12 protein-coding genes are annotated in these 15,474 nt (G+C 44.8%); 6 read left to right on the forward strand and 6 right to left on the reverse strand.

Going from position 1 to position 15,474, the window contains the following annotated elements; translation table 11 throughout:
- Positions 1-221: 221 nt before the first annotated feature.
- On the forward strand, positions 222-836 hold the full coding sequence (locus tag K4039_RS17500; RefSeq protein WP_265236949.1) for a Uma2 family endonuclease: 615 nt from the start codon (positions 222-224) through the stop codon (positions 834-836).
- Between the two features lie 231 nt (positions 837-1,067).
- Here the strand turns inward: K4039_RS17500 and K4039_RS17505 are convergent, their stop codons facing one another.
- Both K4039_RS17505 and K4039_RS17510 read right to left on the reverse strand, forming a co-directional pair.
- A complete protein-coding gene (locus K4039_RS17505) occupies positions 1,068-2,090 on the reverse strand; it encodes an ABC transporter ATP-binding protein (RefSeq protein WP_265237062.1) in 1,023 nt (340 codons plus the stop codon).
- A 495-nt stretch (positions 2,091-2,585) separates the two neighbouring features.
- Entirely contained in the window at positions 2,586-2,774 is a 189-nt protein-coding gene (locus K4039_RS17510) for a hypothetical protein (RefSeq protein WP_265236950.1), read from the reverse strand.
- Positions 2,775-2,955: 181 nt separating this feature from the next.
- Here K4039_RS17510 and K4039_RS17515 point away from each other — a divergent pair, with 181 nt between their 5' ends.
- On the forward strand, positions 2,956-3,207 hold the full coding sequence (locus tag K4039_RS17515) for a hypothetical protein (RefSeq protein ID WP_265236951.1): 252 nt from the start codon (positions 2,956-2,958) through the stop codon (positions 3,205-3,207).
- On the opposite strand, the gene K4039_RS17520 is transcribed toward K4039_RS17515, so the two are convergent.
- Complete coding sequence (locus K4039_RS17520; RefSeq protein ID WP_265236952.1) at positions 3,200-4,123, reverse strand: histone deacetylase; 924 nt, start codon at positions 4,121-4,123, stop codon at positions 3,200-3,202. The two genes, K4039_RS17515 and K4039_RS17520, sit on opposite strands and share 8 nt — an antisense overlap.
- Positions 4,124-4,504: 381 nt before the next feature.
- On the opposite strand from K4039_RS17520, the gene gyrA reads away from it, so the two are divergent.
- The 3 genes from gyrA (at position 4,505) to K4039_RS17535 (ending at position 9,611) form a co-directional block, all read left to right on the forward strand.
- Positions 4,505-7,210 (forward strand): DNA gyrase subunit A, encoded by a 2,706-nt coding sequence (gyrA, locus tag K4039_RS17525; protein ID WP_265236954.1) that lies wholly within the window; start codon positions 4,505-4,507, stop codon positions 7,208-7,210.
- Between the two features lie 258 nt (positions 7,211-7,468).
- Complete coding sequence (locus tag K4039_RS17530; protein WP_321161624.1) at positions 7,469-8,119, forward strand: Uma2 family endonuclease; 651 nt, start codon at positions 7,469-7,471, stop codon at positions 8,117-8,119.
- A 196-nt stretch (positions 8,120-8,315) separates the two neighbouring features.
- The gene (locus tag K4039_RS17535) at positions 8,316-9,611 is read left to right on the forward strand and encodes a ribonuclease D (protein ID WP_265236956.1); all 1,296 of its coding nucleotides are present in this window, start codon (positions 8,316-8,318) and stop codon (positions 9,609-9,611) included.
- A gap of 36 nt (positions 9,612-9,647) precedes the next feature.
- On the opposite strand, the gene K4039_RS17540 is transcribed toward K4039_RS17535, so the two are convergent.
- From K4039_RS17540 to K4039_RS17550, 3 genes are all read right to left on the reverse strand, one after another.
- Complete coding sequence (locus tag K4039_RS17540) at positions 9,648-10,313, reverse strand: hypothetical protein (protein ID WP_265236958.1); 666 nt, start codon at positions 10,311-10,313, stop codon at positions 9,648-9,650.
- 2 nt (positions 10,314-10,315) lie between these two features.
- Positions 10,316-11,311 (reverse strand): ImmA/IrrE family metallo-endopeptidase, encoded by a 996-nt coding sequence (locus K4039_RS17545; RefSeq protein WP_265236960.1) that lies wholly within the window; start codon positions 11,309-11,311, stop codon positions 10,316-10,318.
- A gap of 311 nt (positions 11,312-11,622) precedes the next feature.
- Complete coding sequence (locus K4039_RS17550; RefSeq protein WP_265236963.1) at positions 11,623-14,154, reverse strand: VWA domain-containing protein; 2,532 nt, start codon at positions 14,152-14,154, stop codon at positions 11,623-11,625.
- 248 nt (positions 14,155-14,402) lie between these two features.
- Between K4039_RS17550 and K4039_RS17555 the strand changes: the two genes are divergently transcribed.
- Positions 14,403-15,386 carry an AEC family transporter gene (locus K4039_RS17555; protein WP_265236965.1) on the forward strand — a complete coding sequence of 328 codons (984 nt, stop codon included), beginning with the start codon at positions 14,403-14,405 and terminating at the stop codon, positions 15,384-15,386.
- Positions 15,387-15,474 lie beyond the last annotated feature (88 nt).

Consider the following 15,474-nt stretch of genomic DNA (forward strand, 5'->3'; position numbering starts at 1 on the left):
TATCCATCATTACAACTATGTTTTGAGCCAATGAATATCTAATCACTACATATTTATCACTACCCAGAAAATTAGGGGATAGCTGCGCTCGCGCGTACTTTATGGTGGCTGGAGGGTGGAAAGTGCGATCCTCTTCGAGGGCTTCGCTAACGAGCGATCTATACAATCTGTTAAAATAGTTGCAGGATAGTCTTAAAAATATAGATAAATGAGAATCAACCATGACCATAACTCCTACCAAACTTAAGCAGAACCTCACTTTTGAGCAATTTGTCAAGCAACTTCCCGACGAAGAAGGCCGCTATGAACTTGTTAATGGAGAGATTGTGAAAATATTACCGATAAGATTGCACGAGGATCTTGCCGATTTCCTTGTCAAACAGTTTGACAAAGAAATCGATCGCGTCCCCCTCAACTATAGGGTGTCTGGCAGATTTATGGTGAGGACTTTAACCTCAAGTGGTAGAGAACAAGGCCGTCATCCTGATGTTAGTGTAATAGATAAAACTCTCTGGGAATCGAAGCCTTTCGCCCACTCAGCCATAACTGAACCGCTGCAATTAGTTGTAGAAGTTGTTTCGACAAATTGGGAAGATGATTATATCGACAAGCTGGATGAATATCAGCGGCTGGGAATTTCGGAATACTGGATTGTCGATTATTTGGCTTTGGGAAGTCGCGATTATTTAGGTAATCCCAAAGTTCCTACAGTTTTTGTTTACCTGCTTGATGAAAATGGCGTTTATCAAATGACGGCTTTTCGAGGAAATGAGCGAATAGTTTCCCGAACTTTCCCAGAATTGGCGCTGACAGCAGAACAAGTTTTAGATGTGTAAAAAAAGCAACCCGGTTTCTCAGGAAAATCTGGTTGGGCGACAAGAAATCTGTGAAGAAACCGGGTTTCTATCCCCGCGCGCGGTTCAGTCCGGCAGGGGTTAAAACCCCCGCCTCATAGCAGAAGTCCTCTAAAGAGGACTGATGAGTTTAACAGTCCTCTTTAGAGGACTTTCGCTATTAGCCAGGGGTTAAAACCCCTGGCGGTTTTTCGGCTCACCAATTGGTATAATTTAAGACCGCATCGCCTGTTTTTGTTCCGCCTTCAAATCGCGGTTGCTAGCAGCCGCCAACTCCGCATCCAACAAAGTTTTGCCCGTAGCAGCCAAATAAACATCATCCAAACTAGGCCGAGATTGAGCAATTCCAAAAGTAGGAAGTCCCGCATCTTTCAATGCTTGCTGAATGCTCACAAGCGCGTCACTTTGGGCACTCACTACCAAATTGAGAGAATTTCCTTGGGCGCTGTTGATAATTACTTCTTGTACAAAAGGCAGAGATTGCATTAAAGCTTGGGCTTTTTGGGCTTCTTCCAGTGGCGAAAACTCCCGAATTCGCAAAGTTACCCGATCGCCCCCAACCCGATTTTTCAACTCCTGCGGCGTTCCCTCTGCAATTACTGTACCCTTGTCAATAATCGCCACGCGATCGGCCAAAGCATCCACTTCTTCGAGATAATGGCTGGTAATCAAAACCGTCGTACCTTCCTCCCGCAAGCGCCGCAGGAAATTCCACACCACCAACCGACTTTCAATATCGAGCCCCACAGTCGGTTCGTCTAACACCAAAACATCCGGCTGGTGAAGCAACCCAGCAGCCAAGTCGAGACGCTTGCGAATCCCGCCGGAATAAGTGCCCGTCTTTTTATTTTCCCACTCCTCCAAACCGAGGAGTTGCACCATTTTGTCAATCCGCCCTTTGATGGTATGGCGGGGTAAATGGTAAAGCGCCGCTTGCAATTGCAGGAGTTCGCGCCCAGTCAACACCTTATCGAGAGCGACTTCTTGGGCGACATAGCCGAGTTTCTGTCTCGCCATTCTCGGCTGGCTGACTGCTGAAATGCCTGAAACTTCAATCCGTCCGCTATCGGGCGCGCTCAATGTACAAAGTACCCGCAGGGTGGTAGTTTTGCCAGCACCGTTGGGGCCGAGCAAACCAAATATTTCCCCCGGTTCTACCTTGAAGGAAACATCTTTAACGGCTTCTACAGTGCCGTAGCGTTTCTGAAGATTTTCAATTAAAACGGCGGGAGCCATATATTTTAAGCATGAACTGGTTGTTAATATTTTGACACTTCTGGGCTGAATTTGCCGGAATGGACGATCGACCATTCCGACTTCCTGTGCTTGTGGCGATCGCACATTCCTCCTGAACCGGAAACTGCTGATAGTTTTAATTTTTGATATCCGTTGAAAAAATATCAACACAGATAGCGGTTCCCAACCCGGTCGCCCTCAGTCTTTCTCAATCTCTAATTTCATATTTCAACTTCCCAAAAATATGAGTTTTGAGTTAATTCTAACTTGGAAGTTAGCAACTCAAAACTCATAATTTTTTAACAAGTACAGATGCACCCGAAACCTGTTATTTTATAATTATCTCTACCTCTAGGCTGATGTCGATCGCGATTTTCATCATTAATACCGCTTTCAAAGATATCAAATTGTCTATCCCAGTATTAAATACTAAAAACTTTCGGAGGTGGCAAGTTCTACTTTTGACTTCCCTAAAGGGAGTTGGCTGCCGCGTCTTTAATCGACAATTTTTACCCAACCGCGACGCACGTTGTACAGCAGTCGGTTGATGATGGCATACTCATCTTCATTCAGGGTTCTTTCTAGGAGTGCGGATCTGAGCTGTCTTCGGTCGTGGCGAGTCACGATACTGGAAAACATGACTTGACCAAATAATTCTTCGAGTGTCATTTGGGAAACTGACATGATAAACCTCCTAGTTGATTGAGACAGATAAAATTTACACAGGCTTGTTATAGATCTATTATGCTCTGTGCGATCGCCGATTTATGCGATCGAAAACATTGACACGGTGTGATTTTTACGCTACAAATTTGTGACCTAGACTTTGATGCCAAGTGATTCGGATCTTGGAAATTTGTGATGCTTGTCACAGAAGGAAGGAAGAAGGAAGAAGGAAGAAGGAAGAGGGAAGAGGGAAGAGGGAAGAAGGAAGAGGGAAGAAGCAAGAGGTGAGAGGGAAGGAGGGAAGGAGGGAAGGAGGGAAGGAGGGAAGGAGGGAAGAAGGGCAGAAGACCGATCGCCCGATCGGCAAATCTCAACTTTCGCGATCGGCCTCAAAAGCTCTCAATCCCGCCCTAACCCCTTCTCAACGTCTGCCAAATTTCCAGCTAATTGAGGCATCGATCAATAGTCGTCACCACCGACTCGGCCAACTCTTTCAGCGCGTAACCGCCCTCCAAACCAAAGGCGATGCGGCGAGTGATTTGTAGACAATATCCGGTGAAAGTACCGAAATCTGACGGCGCCAGATTCATACTCGCCAGCGGATCGGACGCAATAGCGTCGTAACCGGCGCTGACAATCAACAAATCAGGTTTGAAATTTGACAAAAACGGTACGACAAGAGATTCAAAGGCACTGCGGTATTCAGCTATCCCGCCGCCCGGATACAGCGGAATGTTCAGCACGTTGTTGTAGGCGCCGCGCTCGTCTGAGTCTCCCGTTCCCGGATAGCACGGAGATTGGTGCAGGGAACAGTAGGCAATTTGGCGGCAGTTTTCCACCAACGATTGAGTGCCGTTACCGTGGTGCACGTCCCAGTCAAGGACGGCGACGCGGTTGATTCCCGGCTGTTCCAGGGCGTAGTGAGCGGCGATCGCAGCATTGGAAAACAAGCAAAATCCCATCGCGCGCGCACTCTCAGCGTGGTGTCCCGGCGGCCTGGCCAGTACGAAAGCCGGTTCGTTACTTGCTAAAACTCGATCGACTCCATCGAGCCAAGCACTCGCCGCCAGCAGCGCTACATCGTAACTTTCAGCAGAAATTGGCGTGTCACCGTCGAGGTAGCCACCTCCCCGCTTTGCCAAATGTTCGACTTCTTTGATGTATCTTGGCGCGTGAACTTGTTTGATCGCTGACAACAGTTCTGGTTCGCGGACTGCAACAGGGGTGGGCAGTTGCCACTCAAGGCGATCGGCCCAGGGAGCAGCTTTCAGAGCATTGACGATCGCCGTCAAACGTTCTGGTCGCTCTGGGTGAAGCATTCCAGTCTTGTGCAGCAAGAAATCTTCGGAGTAGATGATGGGTAGCATCAGGAGATTTTAGATTTTAGATTTTCAGTTTGCTTTAAGAAGGCATTCGGCTTTATGAAATTTTAATTGCGATCGGGCAACCATTTATTTTTTTTAGATGGCTGTCAAAAAAACTCACCAAAGCATGAAAGCCGATCGCCTAAAAAAACCTTTCTAGCTTTTGTCAATTGATGACTAAATCACCAACTGTCAAATTATCAATTGTCCTGGTTTCGTCCCTTAATTTTTCTGGCAACTTTCCCATAAAATCCAAGGCAAATTGTGATATAATTTTAGGAGTAATTTGCAATATTTGGCAACTCTACTGAATCCAAATCGATTTTATCGCATTTTGGCATTTATAGCGGTCAAATCTAAAGTTTTAACGGAGTTTTTCAACCTATGAGTATCTCTGAGTCGCGGATAATCCCGACGGATCTGGGTGGTGAGATGTCCCGATCGTACTTGGAATACGCCATGAGCGTAATTGTCGGTCGGGCGCTACCAGATGCGAGGGACGGTCTCAAGCCCGTTCACCGACGCATTCTTTACGCCATGAACGAATTGGGCTTGACTCCCGATCGACCATTCCGCAAATGCGCCCGCGTCGTCGGGGAGGTGCTCGGTAAGTATCACCCCCACGGAGATACAGCGGTTTACGATGCGCTGGTGCGGATGGCTCAAGATTTCTCCATGCGGGAACGCCTAATCAACGGCCACGGCAACTTCGGCTCCGTTGACAACGACCCCCCCGCTGCCATGCGGTACACCGAATGTCGCCTCACAGCCCTGACTAGCGACTCCATGCTGCGCGACATCGACTCCGAAACAGTAGATTTCGGCGACAACTTCGACGGTTCCCAACAAGAACCCCTCGTACTCCCTGCACGCATCCCCCAAATTTTGCTCAACGGTTCCTCCGGGATTGCCGTAGGGATGGCCACCAATATTCCGCCGCACAACTTGGGCGAAATAATTGACGGTTTCTTAGCGCTAATCCACAATCCAGGCATTACCGACCTGGAATTGATGGAGTACATTCCCGGCCCGGACTTTCCCACCGGAGGGCAAATTCTCGGCAGAGGCGGCATTCGCGATGCTTACACCACCGGGCGCGGTTCGATTACCATGCGCGGAGTCGCTGGCATTGAAACCATCGAACACGTCGGCCGCCCCGACAAAGAAGCAATTATTATCACCGAATTGCCTTACCAAACAAACAAGGCTGCGCTAATTGAGAAAATTGCCGAACTTGTCAACGACAAAAGATTAGATGGGATTTCCGACATTCGCGACGAAAGCGATAGAGACGGAATGCGCATCGTGATCGAACTCAAGCGCGATGCCTATCCCCGCGTCGTCCTCAACAACCTCTATAAACAAACACCACTCCAATCAAATTTTGGAGCCAATATGTTAGCGCTAGTAAATGGGGAACCCCAACTACTGACGCTCTCACAATTCCTCAATGTCTTCCTCGACTTCCGCATTGAGACAATTACTCGCCGGACTCAATACGAACTCCGCAAAGCAGAAGAACGCGACCATCTCCTGCAAGGCTTATTAATTGCGCTAGATAACTTAGATGCAATTATTCACCTAATTCGTGCCGCTGCCGACTCCGCAGCAGCGAAACAGGAACTGATTGATAATTACGGTCTTTCCGAACAACAATCAGACGCAATTTTGCAAATGCAGCTTCGGCGTTTGACAGCATTAGAAGCGCAAAAAATTCAGCAAGAACACGAAGAACTGCGGACAAAAATCGCCGATTTGGAAGATATTTTAGCGCGCCGGGAACGCATTCTAGAAATCGCCGAATTTGAAGCTGTCGAAATCAAAAATAAAATCGCAACTCCTAGACGCAGCGTCATCGAACACGCCGAAGGAGAAATCGATGAAAGAGATTTAATTGCCAACGAACAAGCAATTATTCTGATCACAGAGCAAGGCTACATCAAGCGGATGCCTGTCAGCACTTTCGAGGCCCAAAGTCGCGCTACTCGCGGCAAAGCAGGCGCGAAAATGAAGGAAGATGATGGAGTCGAACATTTCCTTTCTTGCTGCGATCATGACAGCGTTTTGTTCTTCAGTGACAGGGGCGTAGTTTACTCTGTCAAAGCTTATCAAATCCCCATTTGTTCGCGGACTGCCCGTGGTACTCCCGTGGTGCAACTGCTGCCGATTCCGATAGAAGAAAAAATCACTTCTATGGTGTCAGTGACAGAATTTACCAGTGAAGAATACTTGGTGATGTTGACTCGCGGCGGCTACATCAAGAAAACCGCACTTTCAGCTTTTGCTAACATCCGCACTAATGGCTTAATCGCGATTTCTCTGGAAGAAGGCGACCAATTGCGCTGGGTACGGAGAGCAAAAGTTGGTGATAGCATCATCATCGGCACGCGCCAAGGCATGGCGATTCATTTCCGCACCAATCATGAACAGTTGCGCCCTGTTGGCCGCGCGACGCGGGGTGTGAAATCGATGAAATTGCGATCGGGCGATGAGTTGATCAGCATGGACATTCTGCCGAGTTCCATTGTTGCCGAAATTGCTGATACTGAAGATTCGGAATTGGAAGGAACAGATATTGCTTTGTTAGAAACAGAAGATTCGGAATTGGAAGGGGCAGAAATTGCTGAATTGGAAGCAGAAGATGTGGAATTGGAAGACGAAGAATTAGACACGCAAGCTGAGGAAATTGAAGGCGAAGATGCCGAAGAAATTCCCACAGTTAGCAGCGAAATTCCTTCGGTGTTGGTAATCACAACTAACGGCTACGGTAAGCGGGTTCCAGTTTCTCAATTCCGCCTCCAAAGACGTGCAGGTAAGGGATTGACGGCTACTAAATTCAAGTCTAAAAAAGGCAAGGATCAGGTAGCCGCGCTGCGAATTGTCAACGAAAGCGATGAGTTGATGATTATTACCAACCGAGGGATTATTATCCGTCAGGCTGTGAGTGCAATTTCTACGCAATCGCGCACTGCAACAGGCGTGCGGGTGCAGCGCTTGGATGAGGATGATTCGATCGTAGCTGTGGCTTTGGTGCCGCCTGCGGGTGAAGAATCGGCCGAAGAAGCGGCATCCGAGGAAGTGGCAGAATAGTCATAGGTTAATGGTTTGTAGGGTGCGCTTCGGTGCACCATTGGTGTCAACTTAAGGTCTGATGTAGTACCAGTCTGCTGTCTGACGATTGGTGCCAGATCCCCCCTAGCCCCCCTTAAAAAGGGGGGGACAGAGTATTCTCAAAGTCCCCCTTCTTAAGGGGGATTTAGGGGGATAGAGACTACGCTAAAAGCAAAATTTTCAAGTGTTCTAGGCTTAGGTTGACACCAATGATCAAAGATTGTTCTCGGTGAGGTAATGATGACTCAACTCCAAGCCAAACTACTAACTGATACCTGGGTTACGGCGACTTGGGATGAATATATAGAAATCATTAAACAGCCGGAGTACGATCGCGCAAAATGCTACTACTATAACGGACAGTTGAGGATTGAAATGGCAGCAGTCGGGCCAGATCATGCTGATGACAACGGAATTATCCTCATCTTAATCAATTTATTTGGCATTGCTAAAAGCATCAAAATGAGACTGTTAGTTAACTGTAGCTACGCCAAAACGGGTGTCCGAGGCGCTCAACCTGATGCTTCTTACTACATCGGAGAACGGGTACAAACAGCACCTCGCGGTAGTTCTGTAGTGAATTTGGATAACGCAGTGGCCCCAGATTTGGCGATCGAAATTGCTGACAGTTCTCTGGTTGACGATTTGGGTACAAAAAGAATGATCTATGAAGAATTAGGAGTGTCTGAATATTGGGTAGTAGACGTACAAAAAGCGCAAGTTATTGCTTTTAAAATAATTGCTAACCGGGGAAGCGAACGTCTGACGGAATCTCAAGTTTTGCCGGGGTTAAAAGTTGCTTTGTTAGAAGAAGCTTTGCGCCGCAGTCGCCAGACGGATAATACAGAAGTAGGTAACTGGTTTTTAGAGGAAGTTCGTAGTTTGTAGGGTGTGTACTGTGCACAGGCTGACGCCAGGGGCGAGAAACCCGGTTTCTACGAGTTTTATGTTTAGTAACGAGAAATCACGCAAGAAACCGGGTTTCTGATGTCTGCGTGTATCCGGCGCTGGAATCATTGACAATTGACACGATAATTGCTATAGCATAATATAAGCCTAAATTTAATAGCAAAAGTCTGTAAAAATGCCTTATTTAACAGCAGCAAACGACATCAAAGCACTCATCGCTAAATTTTCCCAAGCTAAAATTCTGTGGGTTGACACAGAAATAGCAGACTATAAATCCAATCCGAGATTATCTCTAATTCAAGTGTTAGCAGACTCCACTGATGCGACAGGAGATGCTACTTTTCTACTAGATGTCTTGGATAAACCGGAATTGGCAAAAGATTTCATCAGCCAAATCATGGTAAATCCAAATATTGAAAAAGTCTTGCACAACGCCAGCTATGACATCAGATTTCTCGGCAATGACGACGCGCAAAATGTCACTTGCACATTGCAAATGGCTAGAAAGATTCCAGCTTACATTCTGCCCTTACCTAATCGACAACTCAAAACTTTAATCGAAACACTTTGCGGCATTGCTTATGTAGATAAAACAGAACAAAGCGGCGATTGGGCAAAGCGTCCTCTGACGGAGAAGCAGCTAGAATATGCCAAGATGGACGCGGTTTATTTAGCCAAAGTGCATCAGCGACTGCTAGAAATCCTTGCCCAATGTTACCCCGAACCGGCAACGGAAAACTTGATATCATTGGGGGAAAAATATCAGGAAATAGAATCTCATTGGAAGCCACTAGATTCAGAAATTGCTGAAGTTAAAGAACGATTTAAAGCGGGGATGATGGCGCAAAAGCTCAAAGATAGTGCTTATTTTCAGCTTGCAAGTTCGATAACGATGAAAGTTGATTTTATGACGCTGGCGAAACTAACGCAAACTGAGGGAATTGAGTTAAATTTTCCGGTGACGCTGACAAAAGAAATTCAAAAACAGTTAGGAGAAGTCATCGCTCATCCATCTTTGCAAGTTGAAGATATTGCTAGTTGGCGGTTGAATTCTACGATCAAGCAGGGTCGAAAATCAACTACTAAGAAAATTGTGCCGGAACCGGAGACTGAGGATTTAACAGGGTTGGGGAAAAGGTATCAAGAAATTTTGCCTGAATGGAAGTTGCTGGATTCGGAAGTTGAGCATCTGAAAGAGCGGATTAAAAAAGCAATGTTGGTGCAAAATAAGGGCAATACTCCTCATTTTAAGTTATCAAGTTCCTCGATTTTGAAGGTAGATTTTGCTAGCTTGGCTAAACTTGCGCTATCTGTGGGAGTTGAGTTGGATTTTATGGTGACGCTGACTCAATACATTCAAAGGCAGTTAGGGGATGCAATTAACAAAATTGACGTGCAAATTGAGTATATTACCAGTTGGCGGATGACTGCTAAGACTGTGGAAGATGAAGATGAGGAAATTCCGTTTTAAGTGGAGGGCGGTTTCAACCGCCGTCCTATCTTAAATCTAATTGTAAGGATTTAGTAGATTGCCTGCCTCCTCTCGAAGCTTCTCAATAGAATCTTTTAAAGTAGGTAAGGAGTTGTCACTTGTTGATTGTGATCCTGAACCAAAAACAGCCTTAATTTGTGTATCACATTCTCGAACTGGAACAATCAAATCTCGAATAGTCTCAAATCCGTAGTCTTCAATATTTTTGAGAACAAGCTGTTCTAAACACCATAATCGATTACTTAGAGATTGTTGAATGATAGGTAAGTTAACCTTGGCTAAGGCTTTGATGAATCTTTTATCTCCAGTAAAAATCTGAGCAGATTTATCGTTTTGAATAAGTTTGATAGCATGAGTTGTGATAATCGCCTCACCTTCATCGATATTTTCAATATTAGATAACTGGATAAAAATTTCTCGATCAATATCAGCTTCAGATATGTTTGCTAAATTTTTAGTAAGGTAAAGAACTTGTTTATACTTAATAACACGATCTTCTGTTTTTCGACTTTTCCCTCCTTCAAATTTTTCCCAATCTTTTTGAAATTTATATTTTGCAGTTTCTAGGATTTTAACTTGCTCATAACTAGCATCAAATAATTTAAGAGTATTATCGAATAGCTGGAATGTAGCAAGCTTTTTGATGATGTCATTATCGATGCAATAGATACAAGCAGACAAAGCTATTCTCCTAAAATCTGGTCTAAGTAATCAGCATTGTCGTCACTTAATTCATCCCAATTTAGGTGCTGCTCTAAAAATTTGTTAATAGTCTTGTGTCCTTCTTTAGCAGGATTGATTAAATTTACACATCCCATAGACAATGCAAAATAATCTTTATTATACCAGCCATAATTTAAAGCTAATGCAGAAGGATCAATAGTTGAGTCACTTTGAATAAGTTGAATGATTTTATTCTTTAGATCTTTTGCATTGTTAAATCTTTTCTTGCCGACGGAGTTGTCAAAACTGTTGACTAGCAGTTTAACTGCAAATCGATTGCTATCTATTTCTTCTCGATCATCAGAGTCTCGCTTAATATCATCATCAATCAAAATACCTTCTTGAATATGACCAAGGGCGAGATGACCTAGTTCATGGGCAAGATCGAATGCTAGACATACGGGTTGTGTCTTACCACTACTCAAGACAATCACGGGATGCTCGGCTTGCCATTGGATCATACCTCTAATTTTGCGGGTATTTTTAGGGTAATTCTTAAAATAGACAACAGCGATACCATGTTCCCAACAGTAATCGAGCAAGCTGTATAAAGTGACTTGAGGATGTTTGGCAACTATCTCTGAACGAACTTGATGAGGGTCGGATGGGATGGGCTGAAATTCGAGCTTTATAGTATCAGCTACGACTTCCGCAACCCGTGAGGCAAGTTGATGGGCAACATCAGGTACGTCTGCTTTATCCTGTTGATGGTACTTGAACTTGGTATGGAGTAAGGGCTTAAACTGAGGCTTCTGATTATCCTCGGCTAAGAGACTCTTGAGGTCTAGATGCAGGCGTTGGGCAATATGACCAGCGCCCTCTAGGACGGCGACCGGTTTGTTGTCTAGTTCTTCATTCCACCAACTGGGCAAACCTTTCTCTCGAACGAAGTTTTTGGGAAAACCGATCGCCGAGAGTTTTTTATAGAGAACAGACATTGATAATGTTTGTGTCATTGGCTTGCCCTCCGTATGAGAATTCGCGTTGTTATATCATTATAACCTAATTGCAGAGAATTTGGCTACTAGATTTTTTAGAGAGCGTTAATCTCTATCCTATGATAGGATAAACTTTCGCAAAAGTAATACCAAAGGAAAGTTACAAACTCGAAAGATTCCCATCATAGAAGATTTGCTATCGCTCCTTTCGTCTTGGCAACCTAAGACTAACCCTAATCTACCTATTTCCTAGTCGCCACCGCTGCACCTTTGCATTTCATTTCAATCAGCCATATTTAATCAAGGTGGGCATTTGCCCACCCTAATTCCTACCTGTCTACTGTGAAATACTCATTTTTAGCATACACGCTAATAATGCAGTCGCCGACTTCAAAAAACATCCCTTCTTGCTCATCTTTAGAAAATTGCAAGTTGCCGTATTTAGAATTGATTTCCTCAGCAGTCGCCGCTTTTGCCTCCATTTCATCCGGGATAAGTCCGGTAGAACCGATGTAGAAAACCAGCGGTGAAACTTTCTCGCTGTACACTTTTTCAGCGTAGGTTTCGAGTTGCTCGTTTGCACTAGCTAAAGCAGCGACAAACTCGTCTCGATTGACATCTTCTTCCTGCCATTTCGCTTGCAGAAGCCGCAGCAAGCTGTCTGCACCAACTTTTGCTAAAGTAGCAGCAACAATTCCGTTATTCTCTAACCCCAGAAACTCATCGAAAATCAGTTTCATTAAATCGTCAACTTTGGTGATTTTGGTGCGGGCTGACAGCGTTTTGTGGGCGAAGACGACTGGCTCGTTTAAGGTGATCTCGAAGGTTGGTTTTGCTAGCTTTTCGCCCGTGTTTTTGTGGTAAACTTCATAAAGGCGATCGAGAAATTTGTTGGCTGAGTGCAATTTGCCGAAGTTGAGGATGTTTTTGCTGCCGATGTCGATTTTGTAGCTGACTCGCGAATCTACTGCGCCGTTGGCGATCGCACTTTTCAATTCCGTATATTCCGTAGTCGTCGGAAAGTTGATGTACAAGCTTTTCGACAGATAGTGCTGTTTCAATTCTTCCAATTGTTGCGCCGTATAAGCCTCGGATGCTTCCTTCAAATGAGCCGAGAGGATGCTGGAGATGATTTTAATGTTGGCGAGCTCCTCAAAAACTCCGTCAAGGCTACCGTAACGCCCGTCAAAAGGCACTAGCGGCAAACTATCTAATTTAATATCGTACTCTGCATGGAAGTCAAATTCTGCCACAGGTGAGCCGTCTTTTTCCAGTACACCGCTTTTGTTGAGCAAATCAAACACTACTTTGCTGCTGATTTTGGTTCGCAGTGACTTGATATTAACTTCGCCGTCGCTGACAATGGTATAATTGTTGAACGTATTGAGATCTGTTACCAGAATTCCCGCCACTTCAGTTATTGAACTTGCATCCTCAACTTTTACCAGCTTAACTTTTCTGGCAATCAGCATATTGATGGTAGCGGTATTTTGATTGATCGCAAATGAACCCATTTGCACATATCCGCCGCCATCTAAAAATTCTGTCTTCAGCCAAGGCTTGACAAGGTTGCCGTTTTCGTCTCGCTTTCCTTCAATTCGCTTCAAACCTTTGCGCTGATAGTTTTCTTGCAAGTGTTTCAAGTTGATGATGATGCTGTTTTTGTTTTCTTCCAATATCTCGATTAACTCCAGCAGGGAAATTTTATCGCTGACTTTTACCCGATCGCCAATTTCATGATTTTGCAACACATCAGGCGCAAACACAGCCCCTTCCAAATCCTCCGTAAACCCCGCTATTTGGGCATTTGTCAAAGCTTTAGCGTGTTTTTCAGTCAAAGTAGCATCGAAGGTGCTCGCCAGCGCATACTTCGCCGTATTCAAATTGCCGTCAGCGAGATTAGCTTTCGCAAAAGCAAACACCGACTCATCAGTTTGAGCAACCGGCACCTCTAGTTTGTCATACTCTTCTTTGGTGACTTGCTGATATTTGTAAAACAGTCCCTGATCGTCTGCTTTCAGCCCGCAGATTTTCAGAGTGCTCGATGAACCGTTTATTTTCTTGCCAGTTTTGGAAACAAAAACTTGATAATCGTATTCCTTAATTAACGGTTCTTCCAGCGGCGGTGCCACGGAACCGCCTAACAGTTTAGTGCTGTCGTAAAGAGCATCATAAACCATTTTGACTTCGCCAGCGCGGATGCAATTTCCCGATAAGGTGTTGGCGATTTTCGAGAGAAGTTTGAAGTCAGCACAGCCATAGGATATGGTGTTGGCAAACACATCCATGTCTTTTAGTTCGTCGCAAATTTCCGTTAGTTTTGCAGATTCGGAATTAGCACTGGGATCATTTGCATAACCGTCTGTGTGCAAATTTATCGCTGTCACTTCTCCTGCTTTTACCAGAGATTTAGCAAGCTGCATCGACTGCGAGATGCAGGTACAGCCAGCGGTGTGAATCTTTTGAATTGCTTTGATGTATTGAGAGTCCATTTTCATCACTTCTTGAATCGGAATTCGCTGGAAGTGACAAATTACGTCTCCATTATCAGCGTAGGAAATCAGGCTGACTATTAGCTGGTAATTGTTGTATTCGTCTAAGGTTAAAAGCTTGATCAGGGTTTCTTTCAGCGGTTTTAAGTCATAATACATTGAGCCGGAGCGATCGATAATGATGATGCTGTGGGCGACTGATTTTTCTGGGATATCGCCTGGTGTTCTTTCGAGATTTGTGCGATCGACTAAATAGAATGCCTTTTCGTTTCCGGCAAAATTGTAGAGGGTAAATTTGGTGCGAGTATTGGAGGCTGCTTGGCTGCTGGAACTTTTGACCTGAGATGATTGTTTTGCTTGCCGTGCCATCGTTTTCACCTGTGTTGATTTATTCCTCAACACAATTTTGACACGCGCTTTTGTCGGTGTCAAGGCCTGAATGGAAAATTATCTGCTAGGCTAAATAAGCATTAATACTTAGCAACGGTTGCCAAAAGTAGTGTGCATCTAGGCCACAGAAACCGGATTTTTTACCGAATCTGCGGGTAACAACGAAATATTTTGGTAAAAACCTGGTTTCTGACCGCCCGCGCCAGTCCTGAAGTATTTAATTAATCATGCTTTATTTAGAAAATCCGCTGCTCAAACTTTATCTAAATCTAGTCGGATGGGTGGCGTTGGGATTCATTCTCGGTCGCCTGCTACCGAGACGCTATTCTACATATTTAGCCAAGTTTCTGTTCTTTTTTGGCACGCCGTTGAGCATTGTTGCTTTCATCCGCCGCGCCAATTTGTCTGGCGCTATTTTGATTGCGCCGCTGACAGCTTGGGTGGCAATTATAGTAGGTGGGGGACTGGCTTGGATTTTGATAAAGTTTGTCAGCGTGGAACATTTTAAGACTCTTAATCGACTCGCCCAAAATACCCCAAAACACAAAACTGCTTGGAGTTTGCCCACTCAAGGCAGTTTCTTATTAGCGGCGATGTTTGGCAATACAGGTTTTTTAGGCATTCCCGTCAGCTTGTCCTTATTGGGGCCAGAACACTTTGCCTGGGCGTTGTTTTACGACTTGCTAGGTACTGGTACGGCAATCAATTTACTCGGAATTGCGATCGCTTCTCACTGCGGTAAAAGTCGGCAGCATCAGGATTGGTTAACTCCCCTGCGGGCAATTTTTCAGAATCCGGCACTGTGGGCTCTCTGTCTGGGATTTGTCTCGCGCAGCTTGCCACTGTCGGCAAAAATCGAAGAATTGTTAACAACAGGTGCTTGGACTGTAATTACTTTATCTTTAATTACGATCGGGATGCAGTTGAGCAATTTGAATTCTTTGCATAATCTCCAACAAGTTTTGAGTTGTCTGGTGATTAAAATGCTGTTGATTCCTTTGGTATTTGGCGCGGGTTTAACGTTTGTTGGTATCGTGGGCGCGCCGCGACTTTCGCTGGTGCTACAGATGGCCATGCCTCCGGCTTTTGGTACTACTTTGTTGGCAGAAGTTTTTAATCTCGATCGCGAATTAGCAGTAACTGCGATCGGCATGGGCTGCCTTAGTTTATTATTCACTCTTCCAATATGGATGAGGCTATTTAATTTTTAAATAAAATTGGATTGGTTTATTTTAAAAAATGCAGTTTCTAGTGATATAAATCACAAATCTTAGCGATTTCAGTCATATTCATTATACT

The sequence above is a fragment of the Lyngbya sp. CCAP 1446/10 genome, assembly GCF_026130175.1.
Taxonomy (GTDB): Bacteria; Cyanobacteriota; Cyanobacteriia; order Cyanobacteriales; family Microcoleaceae; genus Microcoleus.